General features: G+C 64.8%; 7 protein-coding genes and 1 pseudogene. 1 reads left to right on the top strand and 7 read right to left on the bottom strand.

Annotated features, from left to right (window positions below; genetic code table 11):
* Positions 1-232 precede the first annotated feature (232 nt).
* The 7 genes and pseudogenes from CDV46_RS22910 to CDV46_RS22880 all read right to left on the bottom strand — a co-directional run bounded on the left by CDV46_RS22910 (position 233) and on the right by CDV46_RS22880 (position 17,859).
* Positions 233-12,436, bottom strand: a complete 12,204-nt coding sequence (locus CDV46_RS22910; RefSeq protein WP_176399166.1) for a filamentous haemagglutinin family protein — start codon at positions 12,434-12,436, stop codon at positions 233-235.
* Positions 12,437-12,615: 179 nt separating this feature from the next.
* Positions 12,616-13,635 carry a FecR family protein gene (locus tag CDV46_RS22905; protein WP_176399165.1) on the bottom strand — a complete coding sequence of 340 codons (1,020 nt, stop codon included), beginning with the start codon at positions 13,633-13,635 and terminating at the stop codon, positions 12,616-12,618.
* Between the two features lie 122 nt (positions 13,636-13,757).
* Positions 13,758-14,306: an RNA polymerase sigma factor gene (locus CDV46_RS22900; protein ID WP_087687939.1), complete on the bottom strand. Its 549-nt coding sequence runs from the start codon at positions 14,304-14,306 to the stop codon at positions 13,758-13,760.
* Complete coding sequence (locus tag CDV46_RS22895) at positions 14,303-15,079, bottom strand: STN domain-containing protein (RefSeq protein WP_140413466.1); 777 nt, start codon at positions 15,077-15,079, stop codon at positions 14,303-14,305. Before CDV46_RS22895 ends, CDV46_RS22900 begins: the two co-directional genes overlap by 4 nt.
* Positions 15,080-15,225: 146 nt before the next feature.
* Complete coding sequence (locus CDV46_RS22890; protein WP_176399164.1) at positions 15,226-15,915, bottom strand: RNA polymerase sigma factor; 690 nt, start codon at positions 15,913-15,915, stop codon at positions 15,226-15,228.
* A gap of 340 nt (positions 15,916-16,255) precedes the next feature.
* The gene (locus CDV46_RS22885; protein WP_254916175.1) at positions 16,256-16,687 is read right to left on the bottom strand and encodes a hypothetical protein; all 432 of its coding nucleotides are present in this window, start codon (positions 16,685-16,687) and stop codon (positions 16,256-16,258) included.
* Between the two features lie 249 nt (positions 16,688-16,936).
* Positions 16,937-17,859, bottom strand: a pseudogene (locus tag CDV46_RS22880) (LysR family transcriptional regulator).
* Between the two features lie 106 nt (positions 17,860-17,965).
* Between CDV46_RS22880 and CDV46_RS22875 the strand changes: the two are divergent.
* Positions 17,966-18,574: a short chain dehydrogenase gene (locus tag CDV46_RS22875; protein ID WP_087725187.1), complete on the top strand. Its 609-nt coding sequence runs from the start codon at positions 17,966-17,968 to the stop codon at positions 18,572-18,574.
* The last annotated feature ends 100 nt before the right edge of the window (positions 18,575-18,674 follow it).

Here is an 18,674-nt window from a genome sequence, read left to right as displayed (position 1 = left end):
TCGGCCGCGGAACGCTTGTCGCTATGGTTCTGAGCATGTCCGCTTCGTTGGGCGCACAACGGGCCCGGGCCGATAGCGGCCGCGATGGGTAGCGTGCGAAATAGAAGTCACCGCGCAGGCTAGCAGTCCGATATGAATTTTTTGTTACATAGCGAGCAATCCGATGTAAGAAGACGTCTGACAGTGGATCGGGGCGCACGCGGCGCCCCGATCCGTCCGGCTCATGACCGACTTACTGCGCCTGTGCCAGCCGCCCTCGCTCGGCAGGGGTCAGCAACGACATGGCCTGCGGGCTCAGATCCGCCCCATGCCCGACAATCTGCACGCGATTGCGGCGGTCGTAGGCGGGCGAATTCGCCGCCGCGTCGCCGCTCTGCCACGCACTGCCGTCCTGCCGGCCGCCCTGCGTGTCCGCACCACCTGCCGGCGCCACACCGGCACCCAGCATGCGAATGGTGAAGATCGACGGCGTGTTCTGACGCTGCGCCGCCCGGTCACGCGCCATGGCGTCCTGCGCGGCAGTGGCAGCCTGCGCAGCCGTCGCACTCGCGTTGGTCAGCGCACCGACGTTGACGGCGGCAATCGCGGGCAGGCCAGTGGATTTGCCCTGCACCTGCACGTTTGCGGCGTTCACCACCTGAAGCGCGGCGAAATTCACGTTGCCCGACACGCGAATCCCTGCTTCGCCCGCGTCGATGGTGCCCAGCGGTGCCACGAGATCCACGTCGCCCGGTTTGACCTCGGGAATCGGGTTGAGCGTGGCAATGCCCGCCCCCGAACTCGGCGCATTGGGCGAGAGCGCGACGTTGCCCCACGCGTCATAGACGCGCCTCGGCGGCGTGTACAGCACCGTGGTCTTCGCGCCGCGCCCCGCGTTGATGTCGCCCTCGGCAGACCACGCCTGAATATCGCCGCCGAACGTTGTCATCACGCGCGAGAGGCCCAGAAGAATGCTGTCGAGGCTGTAGATCCGGATACTGCCGTCGCCTTGCGTGAGCAATCCGGCGGGCACGGTGGTTGCGGCATTCGACGGCGCCACACCTTCGATACCCAGCGTCACGCTGCCGCCCGGGGACAGCAGTTCGATGTCGCCGCCCGCGATGGTGCGCACACCGCCGTTGGTCGTCTTGCCCTGAAACAGCGTGAGCTTGCCGTGGCGCGAGATCGACGAGCCGTCGGCCGCCACACTCGGGAACAGCGTATCGATGGCCTGACGTCCCCGCGCATAACTGCCGTAGCGCTTGCTCGACGGGTCGTTGTACTCGCGGCCCGCAGCAAGCAGTTCGGCGTAGTACGTCTCACGCACGAACACGCGTTGCTGCTCCGAGGGCAACGCGAGGAAGTCGGCAAGCGCATGGGCGAGGTCGCCCTGATAGCCGAAGCGTGCCTGCAACCAGGCGAACAGCTCGCCATCGTAGGTTTTGGCAACCTTGCCCGGCTGCGACGTCAGCGGCTGGTTCGGGTCGGCCAGATTGGCCGGGTCGAGATAGCGGCGCGCGAAGTCGGCCACGTCGGCCTGCCCTTGTCCCGGCGTGCCGGCGCCAAGCCCCGTCTGCACGACGATACCGGCCCCGGGACGACGGTCGCCCGGCACGATGGCGCCGTAGCTCGTGAGGTTCGCCACGTTGCCCATGTAGATGTCGCCCCCCGCGGAGACTTCCAGCGTGCCCGGCCCCATGATCGTGAAGCCGGTGGCGTTCGCGCCATTGAAGTCGATGTTGCCGCCGGCAGCCACCATCGAGATGTCAGACGGGTCGGTGTTCTTGATAAGGCCGCCGCTGTTGACGATGTCGCCGCCCGCGATCAGCCGTACCGGCTTGGACGCCCAGTACGACGTGACCGGCGCACCGGTGCCGGACGTGGCCGTACGGCTCTGCCCGATTCTCACGCCTTGCAGATCGCCCGCGAGCGCGTAGACACGCGAGATCTGTCCGTGGCCATCGGCGCTCGCATCGGTCACCGTATTCGGGCCGAACATGAACAGCGTGCCGCCCCCGCCCCAGTACAGCCCGGAACTCGACTGGTACTGAGTCTCGTAGATAGTCGAAAAATCCGCGGGGTCGATCGACGTCACGCCACCGTTCCAGTAGTTCGAGACCGTCGGCGTCTGCCACGCGGGCTGGAACGGTGTGGCCATCGACGAGAGCGACGTGCCGAGGGCGCCGAACGGATTGCTGATAAAGCTGGCGTTGTTGGCCCCAATGCCGGAGACCCCACCGGCCGCGAGAAACTGGAAGTAGCCGGTCGGCGACGGCATGAGATAGTCGACGGACTGGCGCGGTGCATAGTAGATGCTCCCGCCCGCTGCGGTGACGTCGAGCACCGGCGGCAGGTACATCGCGTTGTTGGTGAGATCGTTGATGAAGCTGCCCAATGGCGATGCGTTGCCACCTGCGGAGAACAGCATCAGACGTGTCGCATCGGTCCACAACGTGAACCAGTTTGTGGCGCTCGTGGGCGCGCCGTTCAGCACCCCCTCGCTCAACACGCGCGACTCGGCGCGGCCCGGATCGATCACCTTGCCCATGACGAGGTCGCCCAGCGTATTGATCGTCACCGTGCCGTCGCCCGGGGCCAGTCCCACCCCTGCGCGGCTGAGTGCCGAGTAAGCCGTGTGACTGCTCAGCCCGCGTGGATCCTGTTCGAGTGAAACCCCATAGTTGCGCAGCAGCATCTCGCCGATATTGCCATCGGCCTGCAACGACGTGTTGCCGCGCAGATCCGCATAAAGACCGCCGAAGATGCTGCCGCCCGCACTCACATTGAGCGCACCGCCGCCCGTCTGCACAAGCGTGTTGCCGGTCACACGGCCGGAGCCGCCCACGGCCACGACGACGTTTCGCTGCGACGTGCCGGTGTCAGCGCCAATATTGCCGCCTGCGATCACGTTCACGCGTCCGCCACCGAGAGCGCCCATCCCCGAGAAAGCCGCCAGCCCGAGCGCCGACGATGAGGCAACGCCGTTGCCATCGAGCACATAGGTGCCGAAGTTAATCCCCCACGCCGTGGCCTGCCCCAGCGCCGCGCCGCCCTGACGCAGGAGCCAGGTGCCGACCATTTCCGAATTGGGCTCCTGCCAGCCGAGGATATTGCCGCCCGCCGACAACGTGAAGTCGCCGCCGTTCTGCGTGAACCACATGCGCTGCGCGTTGAGCGCCGCCTCGTAGTCGGTGCGCGCCGCCACGATATTGCCCAGATACGTGCCATCTGGGAGCGTGCCGCGCGCGGCATTCCATTGGGTGCCTGCGCCCGTGCCAGGCACCGAGGTGCCCGCCGTGTACACACCGAACGGCGACGACTGCTGATAGTCGCCCGCCGCATAGAGTTCGAGATCGCCCGTGCCCGTTCGCAGCACGCTGATCCCGGCGGCAGGCGTGCCCACGCCTCGTCCGGCCACGTTTACGGTGAACGGGTTGTTCAGCAGCAGATCGCCGCCCTGCGTTGCCGTTAGGACTGCACGGCTGTCGGCCCCGGAGAGATCGCTGCCGGCCACCAGCCGCATCGACCACGATGCGGTGCCCGGGTCGAGCATCGGTGCCAGCGCCCAGATCGGACGACTGCCCACTGCCGCACTCGCCGTCGACACATACATGCCCGTAGGCAGCACACTGCCCTGTGCAAGATCGACCGGGACCGCGAACGTGTACCCCTTGATGACCGAGATGTCCGTCCCAGCCGGCCACGTCATCGCCCTGACCTTCATGGCGTAGGCCGCCGCGTCGTTGAACTGGATTGCGTTCATGCCGGCCTTGAGGATCGTACCGGAGGGCAGCACCAGGTTGTTCGTCGTCGTGCCGACGATGCCCACGAGCGACGTCGTGTTGGTGCCCGCCGCAATGGTATAGCCGCCCGCACCGACCACCGTGCCGTTCTTCATCAAATAACCGGCCGGCAGAATAATGTCCGCCGTCGTGACAACCCCGGCCTTCAGGCGGTTCGCGTTGCCCAAGCCGCCGAGCAGCAGATCTATCGGCGTATGCGCGGTATTCGACAGGTAGATCTGCGTGTTCGCCGGCAGCGCGACATCGAAATTCAGCCGGCCGCTTTGCGGCAACTGCGTGCCTGCGCCAAGCGTCATGCCGCCCGTGCCCACGGTGTACGGGGTGGCGAGCGTAACCGCCGAGAGTACCGTCTGGTAAATCGTGCCATCGGGCGACGCCGCAGGCGGCGCGAAGCCGTCGGTCACATTGCCGTTGATCTTCAGATCGCCCGCAGCGCGCATCACGAGCACGCCAGGTTCGCCCGATCCACGAACGCCCGCGACGACACCGGGGCCGTAGCGCAGCCCCGACAGATCGAGGTCGCCCTTCGTGTTCAGGTCGCCCGGACTCGTCACCGCGACGCCGGGGCGCAGGTGGAAGGTGCCGCCGTAGCCCGCGAGACCTGCAAGCCGCGATTGCAGGCTGGCGTTCGCCCACGCGCTGTCGATGAACTGGCGGTTGCGTGTGTCGATCTGGTTCAGGCCGAGTATGCCGTCCGCGCCGACCGGGTTACCGGACACGTCGCCATTGTCCTGTGTGATCGAGTGGCTGGCATCGAGCGGCGTGTAAGTCCAGAAACCATTTACGGCGATGCTCGCCGCACCACGCACGTCCGGGCGGGCCGACGCGTCGATACGAATATCGCCGCTCGTCTCGCCCGTGCGCGGCGCGTTGATCTCCAGATGCCCGCGCGCGATGCCGTCCGGCGAGCGCATGTCGAAGCGCGCGCCGCCACCGAGACGCACGGTGCCAGCGGTCGAGGTGAGTGTGACGTTGGCACGGTTCTGCGCGTCGATGGGCGCGCCATAGCTATCGGTCGCCAGTTGCGTCGCGTGCGCATCGAGGACGGCGGCGCCGTCAATGGTCAGATCGCCTAATGCAGACAGCACGATAGCGCCCGGCGTCGTGCCCGACGCATCGACGGTGCCCAGCACGCGCAGGCTTCCGTTGTCGGTCGAGATGTTCACGGTGCCTGCGCGCACGCCATCGCCCACATTCAGATCGCCGTGTCGCACCCGGAATGTGCGCGCGCCGAAAAAGCCGCCATCGTTAAGCAAACCGTTGAGGGCCGAGAACCCCGCGTCGCTCACTTGCGCAGCATCGAGCGAGAACTGCCCGTTCGCCTGTCCCGCGCCCCCTGCGCCCCGCAACGTGCCCGCGAGACTCACCTGTCCCTGCGGTGCACTCACGCTCAGCGAGCCGCCATCGGCGTTCGCGGCTGACACATCGATGCGTGAGCCTGTCTGCTGGGTGATATCGCCACTTGTGCTCGCGAGCACGACCTTGCCACCCCAGCTCGACTTCGTGACGTCGTAGAACACCTTGTCGCGGCCAGAGAGATCAAGTTGGGCATTCGCACCGAGCGCAATTGTGCCGTCGGCGTTGACGGTGAGCTTGCCGCTGGGCAACGCCACGGCCGTGTCGAGTGCCACCGAGCGGGCGTTCAGTGTGAGCGCCGCCCCGAGGTCGGTCTCGCTCGTGGTGCTCGCTGGACTGCTGCCCGACGGCGCGCTCACAGAGAGCGTGCCGCCCGCCGTATAGGTCATCGCGGACCCCGCCCTGCCTGTGAGCAGCGGCGTCACAATCGTGAGGTCGCCGCCGCTGCGTGAGCCGTTGGGCGCTTGCGTGCCCGCCACGCTCAGCGTGCCCAGATGGTTAGCCGTCACGCGTTGCGATGCTTGCAACGCCACACTGGAAAAACCCAACGCGAGGCGATCAAGCGCCACCTGGCTCTGGGGCTGCGCGAGCGCGTCGTAACCGAATTCGATGGTCTTCGCGTCGATCACGAGCTTGCCGGTGCCCGGGCCACCCGCAAGCACGGTCGACGGTGCCTGGCTCTGGTAGGGCTGCGCCGCCGTGCCTGCCCCGGTGGCAATGCCGCTCCAGAGGAAATTGGCGGTGGCAATGCGCACCACGTCGTTGCTGCCGCCAAGGCCATAGAACGCCGGCGAGCTGAATACCATCTGCACCGGTGAATCGCCCGTGTCGAGCGTGGTCGACCCGAAGAAGTTGAACGCACCACCGGCCGAGAGCGTGAGCCGCGCCAGCGCGGGCACACCCGACGTGGCGGAAGGGTGCAATAGTTTGTCGAGGACGTCCTGCGTGAGTTGCCAACCCGAGGGCAGTACCCCGGCGGCGTTGGCATTGGCCATCGCCGTCGCGTCGCCGAGGTTGATCTGGTTCTGCGAGACGGTCAGATAACGTGCGCCGAGGTTCACGTTACCGAGCGACAACCCGCCCGGGGCGGCGAACGCAATCGTGCCTTGCGTCAGCAGCGACGCCCCGTCGGCCACATGGATCTGGCCATACCCTTCCGAGGGCAGGAGATCGAGCCAGCCGTTACCGACGGCCAGCAGTGCCGGATTCGACGTGAGGTTCTGACCGGCCTTGGTTCCCGTGGCATAGACATAGCCGAGCGATGAATCGATGACGTTACCGCTGAAGCCCCGTGTGTCGACGCTCGCGCCAGTCTGCACGTCGATCGCCGGGCCGACGAGAAACACCTGCCCTGCCTTGAGCGTGGTGCCCTGACCCAGCGTCACGCCGCCATGTTCCTTGCCGTCCAGACCGAAGTAGAGTCGCGCACTGTCGCCCAGGGACGACTGGCCGTCGAAGTACGTCCAGTTGCCGCCCAGCGAGAGCGAGGGCGCGCCGAACGCGTTCAGATCGCGGTCGACAAGCGAGACGGTGCCCGTCGTCGGCGTGGCCGACGCCGTGCGCACCTCGATCGGCGTGGCACCGGCGTTGATGAACATGGCCCCGTCGACGCCGGTCACATTTGACGTGCTAGCGCCCCCGAACTGCACCGTACTCGCAAAGTCGAGCGGGTCAGTATTCGGCGATCCCGTCACGAAGTTGATGCTGAGCAGCTTGCCGTCTTCCGGCAGGCGCGGGCGTACCGCACCGAACTGCGACGCCTGCGCGAGCAGAAATTCGCTGAACGTCGTTTCATTGAACTGCGAATACTTGCGTACCGTGTCGCCCGGCGTGACGATCAACCGCGTGAGTTGGCTGTCGCGCTGCCCGGTGCCGGCCACGCTCTGCATGCCGGTGGCTGTCCACGAGCCGTTGGTGGTGAGCATGGCGGGCACATCGCTGCCCTGGCGCAGCGCGACACTGCCCGCGAGTTCCACGCGATAGGCCCCGGGCAAGAGCGCAAAGCTCGACGGCAGCAGGGTGTAAGTGCCCGCAGGTAGCCCCGGCACGCCCGCGCCGAGGGTGATCTGCTTGCCCACCGCCGGATCGCCCGCTCCCTTGTCGAGCACGACTGGCGCGTAAGCGCTCGCGTAGCCGGGCAGGATCGCATAGACCTGATCGCTGGCTCGGCTGTTGGCGTTGAGCACGGGATTGGCATTCACGAGCGGCGTCGTGAGCACGTTGACCGAGCCGCCGCGCCCCGAGACGAACCCTTCGCCTCGCAAGGTGCCGCCGCCGGACAGATCGAGCACTGCACCGCGCTCGCCGACCAGACGCGACGCCCCAATGTTCACGCCCGTGCTCAGCACCCACGAATCGGGGGACTTGGCGCCGCTGCTGTCACCGCGCGTGACAAACGTGTCGGCCAGATTGAACTGCGTGGTATTTCGCCCAGTGGTGTTCGCGCCGCTGTACGTAACGCCATCGGAGGTGCCGCCATACGGCATGTCGAGTCCGGCACCGCTCACCGACGTGAGGCTGCCGCTGCGCAGAATGACCGCCGGGTCGGTCTGTATCGCCGCCGTGGTGCTCTGCCCGAGCAGCACGACGCTCTGCCAGTCGGTGCCGAGATTACCGCCCGTCGTGTTGAGCGAAATGGTACCCAGCGGCGCACGCACCACGCCGCCCTGATCGACGGTGCCGCCGAGCAGCACTAACTGGCCGAATGCCGAATACGGCACGGTGGGCACGCCACTGCCGTTCGAGCGGATCGTCAGACGGCTGCCGGGATCGATGCCCGCGTACCGGTCGCCCGCTATCACCGCCGCATAGGCCGACGATACGGGATAGATCTGCGCCGCCGTCATGTCGATATTGCCCGCGACGTTCAGACCACCGTTCAAGCGAATGTCGCCCTGACTGTTGAGCACCACGTCGCCGAACCCGTTCTGCACAACGTAGGTCGCCGGGAACGTCACGCCCCCTACGCCGCCCACGCCGACGAGCGCACTCGCGCCCGACACCACCTTCCCGGCGACGTCGATCAGATTGCCCGAGAACGTCAGCGTGCTGTCGCCGACGGGTGCCTGCCCCGCGCGCAGGCTGTAAAGGCCGGGCAAAAGCACGGTGCCCACGGTTGCCGGAGAATCCCACGAGCCGCCGTCGAGGCGGATGTAGGGTGCGGCAATACGCACTTGTGCGTTGGGTGTGGCATCGGCCACGCTGAGCAGACCGCCCTTCAGATTGATGCTGCCCGCCAGCGACAGATCGAGATCGCCCTGAAACACGAACCGGTCGTGCGTGGAGAGCGTGAGGTTGTCGAAGCCGCCCGCATGCAGCTTGTCCACGCCGATGACGGCGTTGCCGAACACGAGTGCCGGACTCGCCGTGCCCGGTGCCATGTCACTGGCCGCATTGCTTGCGGGCGCCTGCTGCACCAGCGTGATGTCGTGAAGCTTGTTGAGCAATGCGGCGGTAGCGGCGTCCGGATTGACGTAGCTTCGCGTGTCGAAGTACACGCCGAGCGAGCCGCCGGTAGCGCCGTCGCCGCCGCGCGCGAGCAGCGTGCCGTCCAGCAGAAAGCCATTGTTCGAGTGCAGCGCGATGCTGCCCCCGGTCCCCGCCAGCGTGACCGGCCGCGCCGGACCGCTCGTTGCCGTGCCGGCGTTGGCATCGACCACCGCCGTCGCCCCGGAGGCGTCGAGCACCGCCCCCGGGCGAATCACCACGAAGGCGTCGCTCGGGTCCACGGTGATGGTGCCGCCGTTGCCCGCTACGCCATAGGCACGTCCGAGCGAGTCGTAGGCGACATACGGACGTGCCGCGACGTCGAGCTTCGCGTGGTCGCCGATCCAGACTGAACGGGTGAGCGAGTCGCGATAGCCCGATACCGTCGCACCCGTGGCCGCGAGCTCAATGCTCCCGCCCCAGGCGTTGAGCGTGCCGTCGATCGTCAACTGGTCTTCGCTCTTCAGAACAATGGCCTGACCCGGATCGACGCTGACCACAGCCCCCTGTCCGATGGTGAGTGGTGCCGAGCCGTCCGAGAGCACATAGCCGGCGGTCAGTGACACGCTCGCGCCACCGCGCGGCGTAAGCGTCGCGTTCTGCACCGATTCCGTGTAAAGCGGCGGCGTCCAGACCATTAGCGCCGCGCGCGGATCGCCGCCGGTCGCCACCGACGTGAGTGTGCCCGGGACGATTCGCAGTACCGGCATGCTCACGTCTAGCTGCGTGCCGGGGGTGATCGCGAGGCCGTTATGCGCATTGACGACATAGTTTGAGAAACCGGTGTTGAACACGCCGGGATCGAGTGCGATCGGTGCCGCGTTGCCGGTGAGCACCGAGGCATCGTTGGCCGCCTTGCCGATGACGATATTGCCGCTGGTCTCGATGGTCAGCGTGCCGCCGCCCGCCACGCCATAGCCGCGCACATCGCCTTGCAGGTCGAGACGTCCCTGCCCGCCCACGCTGTCGACGATATGACCGGCGGCGAGTGTCACGCTGCCCCCCTGGGTCGCATCGGGCACGCCGCTCGCACGCAGGACTGCACCCGACGACACGTCGATCTGCGCGCCGCTGCCGACGCTGACGTCGCCCGTGCTGCTGATGCGCACGTTGCCCCCGCTGGCAAACGGCACGAGTGAGGCGTTGTCTGCGTCTAGCGACAGGTTGCTCAACAGTCCACTCGTGTCGAGCCTAACGCCCGGCGCCACGGTCACAGTGGCGTTGCCTTGTGCACTGCGAATTGCCGTCTCTACCGTGACGCCCGTCTGCGAAACCGTGTTGAAGACGTTGCCCAGCAGAATGTTGCCGCTGTGCGCGGTGAGGTCTGCACCGACGACGAGCTGCGGCGCGTAGAGCGCAATCGTGCCGCCCGGCATGACGGCTAGCGAACCCGTCAGGGTGAGTGTCTGTCCCGCCGCAGCGAGAATCGAGCCGAAGCCGATGCGGCCCAGATATTGACTGTCGAGTGAGAGCACGCCGGGCGTTGCCACCGCATCCACCGGCGAGGGCCCATCGGTGAACACAATGTTCTGCGCGACTGGCGAGGGGTTGTAGAACACGCCGGTCGGTCCGAGTGTCGCATCCCAGTTGGCGGCGGACGTGTAGTTACCGAGTACCAGTTGGGCACCCCGTGCGACCGCCCCCTGCCCCTGTAGATATCCGTCCAACCCCGGCTGCACAGCCTTGACCTGCGACGGCCCCTGATACTTGGCGCTCACCACATCGCCCGCCAGCGATGCGTTCGGCGTGGCGAGGATCAGTTGCCCGGCGTCGCGCCCCACGGTGTAGCCGTTTTGCAGCACACGTTGCGGCGCGATCAGCGGGTTGGCGTAGTTTTCCGTCGCCGTAGTGCCCCAGCGCGGGTGCTCCACGCTAAATCCGGTGTACACGCCCGTGTAGATCATGTTCGCGGGCGCGGAATTGACGTTGTATATCTGACCGTCCACGCCTTTAAGCCACGTCTGGTTCAGATACCCCGTCTGCACATTCAGCGAGCCGCCCGAGAGGTTGAGCACCGAACCGGCCTGCGTGACGGCATTGCCGCCGCTCAGCGCAATGGTCCCGCCTTGCGCCGCCCACTCGCCGATGCCATGCGCCACGTTCGACAAATAGCCACCGACTTCGAGCAAGCCCCCGCCCGTGTACCAGCGTTGGTTGGCATACCCGCCGACGGTCGGGGGGACATAAATCAAACGTCGGCGATCGATGTACACGTTCGCATTGTTCAGCGCGGTGTTGTCGCGGTTGCCCGGTGCGTCGCGCTGTTCGTTGCCCTGCACGTTCACCTTGACGTTGTTGCTGTCCATCGACAGCGACACGCCCACCGCGCCCGAGACATCGAGTTGTGCACGCGTGGCCACGAGGCTTCGCCCGGTAGCGCTCACGGCGATCTGACCACCGGTGGCAAGCGTCAGCGAGTCGCTCTGGAATTCGACGTTGCCGCCGCTGACGATTTCTACGCGTGACTGGTCCCGGCGGTCGCCCAGACGCGAGAGGTTATCGAACAGGCCGGAGACCGTTTGCGTTCGGATGAGGTCTTGCGCTGCCGAGTCCTGAATCATGGCGGCGCGCTGGCTGTCGAGTGCCGTCGCACCGTTATCACTGATGAGCACCGACGTAAGCGCACCACTGCCCATCGTCACCTTGCCCAGCGTGTCGCTCGTCGAATTCAGCAGGTGAATCGTGCCGCGCGTGTTCACCGTGGTCGTCGCGACTGCCACGCCCAGTTGCTGCACGTCCCGCCCCGCCATCGTCACGTCGCCCTCGGGCGCCATCAGCAAGCCCGTGTTCACGACTTTGCCCGCCGTGCTTTGCGCCACGAACTGCGGCGAGACTTCGTTACCTCGCGTGGTCGATGCCGTATTCGCGTCCGTGCCCACGCCCTTGCGAATCACGAAGCTGTCGCCTGCGGTCATCGCCACCTGACCTTGCAGCGTCGTGATCGTCCCCGCGTTGCTGACTTCCTTGCCCAGCAGCAGCACGTACCCGCCACCCTGCGTGACCGACGTCGGAGTGCGCGTCGTGATCGTGGCCCCGGCTTGCACTTCGACCTTGCCCAGTGCATCCGTGAAGCTCGGTGTGGTGCCGTTCGCGCCATAGAGACCGCTCGTGAACTGCGCGTCGCTCATGCGCGCTGCCGCCACCACGAGGTTGCGCGTATCGACCTGACTCGTGCCACCGAAGACCACGCCGTTGCGGTTCAGGATCAGCACCGTACCGTCGCCGTGAAGCTGCCCCTGAATCTGGCTCGGACGCGCCTGCGGATCGTTCACTCGGTTGAGCACTGCCCAGTCGCTTTGCTGCTGGAAGTTCACCGACGTGTTGCGCCCGACGTTGAACGTCTCCCAGTTCAGGATCGCCTTGTCGGCCGTCTGCTGAATGTTGACGTTGGTCTTGCCGTTGGACGCCGTCTGCGTGGGTGCGTTGGCGTTGATCCAGCCTTTGGTCAGGCTGTTGGTGTCGACCTTGAGGCCGCCCTCCGACAAGCCGTCGGGAATCGTGGCGTTGGTATTGGCTGCTGCGGCGCGCGCCGTCGCCTGCGCGGCCTGCATCGCGGCGATGCTTTGTGCTGCCGTGCTCAGATTCGCAATCGACGTCTGCAACTGCGCGTTGGCCTGTTGCTGCTGTGCCGACGGGTCCATGAGCGAGCTCACCGGCGCACCGTTGGGCAGACGCCCCGTCTGCGTGGCGGTCGCCTGCGCGGCACCGCGTGCGCCAAACCATGCGTTGCTGAACGCTTGCTGGGCGTGTGCTTGCCCCCAGATGCCGCCGGTCGCGAGCATGACGGCGACCGCTTGCATCACGGGCGACATCGGAAGGAAGCGCCGCGTGCTTTGCGTGCGGCGTCGTGAAAACCTCGTTGCTGTGCCCTGATGCCCGACTGTGTTCATTTCGATTCAGCCCATGGTGGATTCGTCTTCCTAAAGACACGTGCACTGCACAAAAACCACCAACTTTTTTCGACGAACCCCTCGTGGCGCGCTTGGTCGCATCAACTCAGAATCAGCAGCCCTCCCGGCAACGAACGCGAATTCAGCCCGAACGAGCGTTCGATCTGTAGCAGCGCCTCGTCGAGAATCGCGATGGCGAAGCGCCCGCTCACCGGGCTATTGCGACGGGCGTCCGCCATCAGCACTACCCGGCCCGGGCGATACCGGTTGATCTCTTCCACCACCCTCACCAAGGGTGTTTCACGGAACACGAGCTCGCCGCGCCGCCATGCCGACACAGCGGCTGGCTCGATGCCTGCCACGCCACCGATGGCGTCGTCGCGATAGACCGTTTGCTCGCGCGCAATCAATCGGCGCTCGCCAGCCGGGTGCATCACCCGTACCGTGCCTTCGAGACAGCTCACACAGACGCGGCCGTCAAGGTTGCGGACTTCGAACCGACCTGCCGTCGCCACGCTGCGCCCAGCCCCCGCGACCACGACGAACGGGTCACGTGCCGCGGTCATGTCCACCGCGAGTTCCCCGGTGATCAGCTTCAGACCGTGTGCGCCATCGGCACTCGCCTGCTGACGAACGCTCGTCTGCGTGTTCAACACGACATTGACTCGCCCGGCCAGCGCAACGTCTCGCTGCTCACCCGTCGCCGTGCGGTAATCGGCCCCCCAGGTCCGCAGAGCGGGCCAAAGCCCCAGCGGCGAATAGACGGCAGCCACGCCCGCGACGGCTGCGACGCTCGCACCGGCGACGAGGAATGCACGGCGACCGGCGGCAACGTCCCCGCCGATCAGCCGCCGGTGACGCGCCGCCACCGCCGGGTCCTTGCGCAGCAGCTCGCCGATGGCAGGACGCATGGCATGCCACTGGCGCTTTACCTCGTCGAAGGCCGCGGCGTGCGCAACACTTGCCCCCTGCCAGCGGCGGAACGCGTGCAGATCGACCTGACGCACGTCGCCGCCCGCGAGCAGTGCGAGCCAGACGCGGGCCTCCTGACGGAGTACGTCGTCGCGCGAACGTCCCGGTTCGGCCGGGCCGTTCGAATCAGTCGGATATCCAGGTGGCAATGGTGTTCTCATGGTGATGCATGTCGCGTGTTTGGTTTTGTAACCCCGTGCTTTCGGGTGCCCATGCTTTTCTCATTCGCCGGGCAGAATTTTTTTGGCCTTCATATGGATGACATTTTTCGTCACACTTTTCCGCCAGATTTTTTTGACGGCCGTGGGGGTGGCGTTCGCGCGGCCATGTGTTCGGCACAAAATGCCTGCGCCCGCCGCAATTCATGCTCGACAACGCTCACCGACACACCAAGGTGTGCCGCGACGTCCTTTTGCGGCATGCCTTCCCAGCGCACGAGCAACAACACGTCGCGCCGGCGCTGCGGCAGTCGGCCGATGACACGCATGAGCGCTTCCATCTCTGCGCGCGCATCGGCGGTCTGCTCGGGGCCCGGCGCGGGGTCCGGCATTTCGAGAATTTCGTCGATATCGCTCGCACTCGCCTGTTGGCTATGGCTGCGCAGATGATTGATGGCGATGTTGGTCGCCATGCGCAGCAGGAAGCCGTGCGGATTGAGCACCGTTTCCTGATCCTCTAGCCGCGTGAGCCGCAGCCAGGTGTCGTGCAGCGCGTCTTCGGCAAGCTCCGGGTTGCGCAGCGAACGCACGAGATGACGCTTCAGATCGCCATAGCGCTTTGACAGATAGGCCATCAGCGCCAGCCGGACTTCCTCGGTCATGGCTGATGCCCCCCGGGGCGGCAGGCAGGCCCGTCGGGCGATTCGGGCAGGATCAGCATGGCGATGGGCTGCGGTAGGTCGGGCATCGGCGGCTGCGAAATACGCACACGCGATAGCGTGTCGATCAGCGGCCGGCCAATGGGCGGTCCGCTTTTGGCCGATGAGGCCGATGAGGCCGATGAGACCGATGAAGTCGATTGGGCCGACAGGATCGTGACGTCGACAACCTGCCCGTCCGGTGCGACCCGAAAGCGCAGCAGCGCCCGGTAGCGCGCGAGTGCCGTGCGTGGGTTGTCGCAAATTGCCTGCCAGACCTCGGACTGCACCAGCGCGTCGTAATCCGCCAGACGCGCTCGCTCGGCGCGCTGGCGCGCCTCCCGTTCGAGCGTAGCCGCACCGCCTGGCACCAGCACGAAGGTAGTCACGCCCTGACTGCTGGCCGTCTCCACGACAAGCCCCGTGCCGCCGACCAGCAGGCGCAGCGCTTCGAGCGGTGTGAAGCGTCCCGACACAGCGGTGGCCATACGCCCGGCGACAAGCGCGCTGCTGAACACAGCGGCGCGGCCCGAAACCGTGGAAAACCTATCCAGTGCCATATCGAGGGGTTGTGCGGGAATATCGAACGTGAACCGTCGCTCGGCGGTGTCTTCGGACGCCGATGCGGCGGCCTCAGGCGATTGCGCGAACGCGCTCCCGAATGCGCACAGGAAACTCAAGCCGCACATAACGCCGGCCAGCACTAGCCCACTGGCCGATGGCGGATTGCCTCTCATTTCGGTGGCACGATTGTCGGAGTTCTAAGCATGCGTGGAACCGCTGTCTCGCCAGCACTGTCGTTGAATAATGTGAATTTTCAGTGACAAACGACAGACTTTCGAGACGGCAAACGTCTTTCCGACAGCGCCCTTGGGTTAGCACATCAAGCCTCGTCCGGGCACATGGACTGGCTTTCGTCGCGCGACGGCATCGTGCCGCGCCTTGCCGGGCGACGTTCAGTGCGCACGCCACCGTGTGCCGTACGGCCCGTGCGCATGGCGCAGTAGTCGAGGGTCTGGCGCAGGAGCGTGTCGACCTTGCGCAGCGACAGGCCGTAGCGTGCCGCCACCTCTTCGCGGGTGAGGTCGTCGACGCGCAACTCCATGAGTACACGCCGGTGGTGGCCCGACATGTCTTCCAGTGCGCGGGCAAGCGCCGCCAGCTCGGAACGGGCATCGGCCACGGCTTCCGGGCCGGGCCCGCGATCGGGCAGAACGTCGAAGATATCGTTCTCGTCGGCGACGGAGGCCCACATGCGCCGCCCGCGCATCTGGTCGACGGCGAGGTTGTAGGCCATGCGGTAAACGTACGTCTCGGCACTGCGAACCGCGTCGGGCAGCGTGGCACTGCCCAAACGTACCCAGGCTTCGTGCAGGCTGTCGCTCGCCGCATCTGAGCAGCCGAGGCGGCGCGACAGACGATTGAGCAGCCGGTCGTAGTTCGACGTCAGGCACTCGCGCAGTTGTGCACCGGCGGGGTTTTCCCGTCCGGATTCGTCGTTGTGGCGAGGCGCTGCTGCCGCATCGCCGACCTCCCCGGGCTGACCCGATCCATGCTCGGTACTCAGATCCACGGCAGTCTCTCCCGTGGTCCGGCTTCTCCCCGCTTGCCCTGCACAAACATTGTGTGCCCCCGATACCGATGAACGTTTCGCTCTGCCATTGACTACGGCTTCAATGACATGACGAACGGCGACGGGGAAATCCGCACACTTTTTTTGTAACGGGGGGGTGATCGGCTACGGGCGAAGGGGCGAAAGTGGGTGCCGACGCGCGGCGCGGCCCATCCCAGCCTTACCGGACGGTCTTCGGCGCGACTTTCAACCACCCGTCGCCAGACATCGTTGGTGATAAACGCCCTTCACGCCCTTCACGCCCTTCACGCAGATCGCGACGATCTTCGTGAGGACCGGATCACCTGGAACGAGTCGAAACGCGATTTGTTCCACTGGAAGGCGGGTCGGTTTTTTCCGGCAAAAGCAAGAACGTCTCCGTGCGCGTGCCACGCCACTTCGTAACTTCCGCGTTTGCGGTCAACCTATAGGCTCGTAAGATCGGACGAGCAACGTCATACAGTCGATCAGGATCGGGCCCGTACATGTAGAGGTAACCGTCATTTCCATCAAGGTGTAATTCGCTTTCGCTCAGTTCGCCCACTTGGGCGCGTTTGATGGCTTTCCCAAGACGCGCCTCAAGATTTCTAACGGTTGCATAGTCCGTTCGGTAGTAGTCGAAATGAACACTAACGGCCGGCCCGGCATGCTTCTCGGATTGCTCAACCGCCAACGCGCTGCCAACGAATGACACAAAGCAAAGAAAAATGGGGAGCGCTGAAATTCGAAACATCTGCGATACCTTATGAGCAGGAAGACTGCAATTTCGTCTAGACATGGAGGATATCGTCAAGCGTCTACGAGTCAGAGAAAATCCATGTTGAAACACTGCTGTTTCTGTTTTTTCGCTCGCCCCGGATACGCTGAGTTCTCCACGACCCTATACACATGAGTGGTGTGATTTTGAGAAATCGATAACTTTGAACCGGCATGTTGGCACTCGGTGAGCTTGTGCCAGTGCGCAGAGGCCGGCCGGGAGCCGTCATCCACTCGTCGGAGGCTTCGTGTTGCGATGGGACGTGTCTCGCTCCGATATGTGATCAAGCAAATACGCCACAAACCGGGTGAGTTTCGGCAACGGGCGCTGGTCGCGCCGATATACGATGTGAACCGGTCGAGGTTGGGGCGCATAGGCTTGCAACACCTGCACCAACGTTCCACTTGCCAGATCGGAGGCGACCAGTATCTCCGGTTGCAGCAACAGGCCTGCCCCTGCGATTGCCGCCATCCGCAAGCCGTTGCCATCGTTGCAAGTAAACATTGAATCAGTTGTGGCATCCGCGTTGCCGTCATCCTCCAGATTCCATCCGCCGTGGCGACTCCACACTGAGTGAGACAGGACCTGATGTGCGCTCAGATCTTGCGGTGTCTGCGGACGCCCGTATTGAGCGAGATAACCCGGCGATGCGCAAATGACCATTCGATATGCGGTCAACGGTTTTGCAATCAAGTCGGCATCGCCCAAGTCACCGATGCGGATCGCGACGTCAAAACCGTCGTCAATCAGATCAACATTGCGATTGGATAATTCCAGCTCGATGCGCACGAGCGGATACTTTTGACGGAAAGTCGCCGCCAATGGGGCGATGACGCAACCGCCAAAGGTGATCGGCGCGCTGATACGCAACGTACCGGACGGAGACGCGCGAAGCCGTTCAACCGAAGTTTCAGCGATACGCATGTGTTCAAGCGCTCGCTTCACATCTTCGAAAAAACTCGGCCGGCATCGGTCAGATTCTGCCGGCGCGTGGTGCGCTCTAGCAGGCGCGCACCGAGACGCTCCTCAAGGTCACGCACGTATTTACCGACCATGACCGCGGATATCTCCATCCGTTTGGCGGCTTCGGTAAAGTTCCCCTCCTCCACGACAGCGACGAAGGTTTCCATGGCACGCAACTTATCCATATTGCGAACTGGTGGTTAGTAGTGTCAGAAATTAGAGCATATTTATGGCGCTTTTGATTCAGGGAAGAATGGTGACGTTCGAATCTGAATTCAAAAAGGAGTGGTGATGAAGATCGTCGTGGTGGGAGCGGGAGGGGACGTGGGTCGTTCCGTAGCGGATGAGCTTGCTAGAGATGACATGCACGAGGTGATTCGTGTCGGTCGAACGCGAGGGGATGATCAGGTTGACATTACTAGCGACGAAAGCGTGAGCGCATTGTTCGAGCGGATCGGTACCGTCGACGCCATCATTATTGCGGCTGGCAATGTCATTCTGGCGCCGGTTGAAAAGATGACGGCGGCCAATTTCCATAAGGGCTTGCAGGACAAGTTGCTCAGTCAGGTACGCGTCGCGCTAATTGGTCAACATTACCTGCGAGATGGCGGATCGATTACGCTAACTTCCGGCATCGCGGTAGATGATCCCATTGCGCAAGGCGCCCATGCTGCCGCGTCGAATGCCGGGATCGAAGGGTTCGTGCGTGCTGCTGCGTGCGATTTTCATCGAGGCATACGCATCAATGCCGTTAGTCCGACCGTGCTGATTGAGTCAATGAACCGATTTGGTCCGTTCTTTCCAGGCTACGAAGGCGTGCCGGCGGCACGTGTCGCAATGGCCTACCGGCGTAGCGTCGAAGGGGTACACAGCGGTCGCATATATCGGGTCGGCCATTGAGAAGCACGATCCGCCTGCGCGTGCGCGGGCGTCCCCGCGCACCATCACCTATCGTTACCAGCCGCGATGCCACCCATAGCGCGGATGCCACCATCCCCAG

Source organism: Pandoraea sp. PE-S2T-3, from assembly GCF_002179965.1.
Taxonomy (GTDB): domain Bacteria; phylum Pseudomonadota; class Gammaproteobacteria; order Burkholderiales; family Burkholderiaceae; genus Pandoraea.
This window is presented reverse-complemented; position numbering and strand designations above follow the sequence as displayed.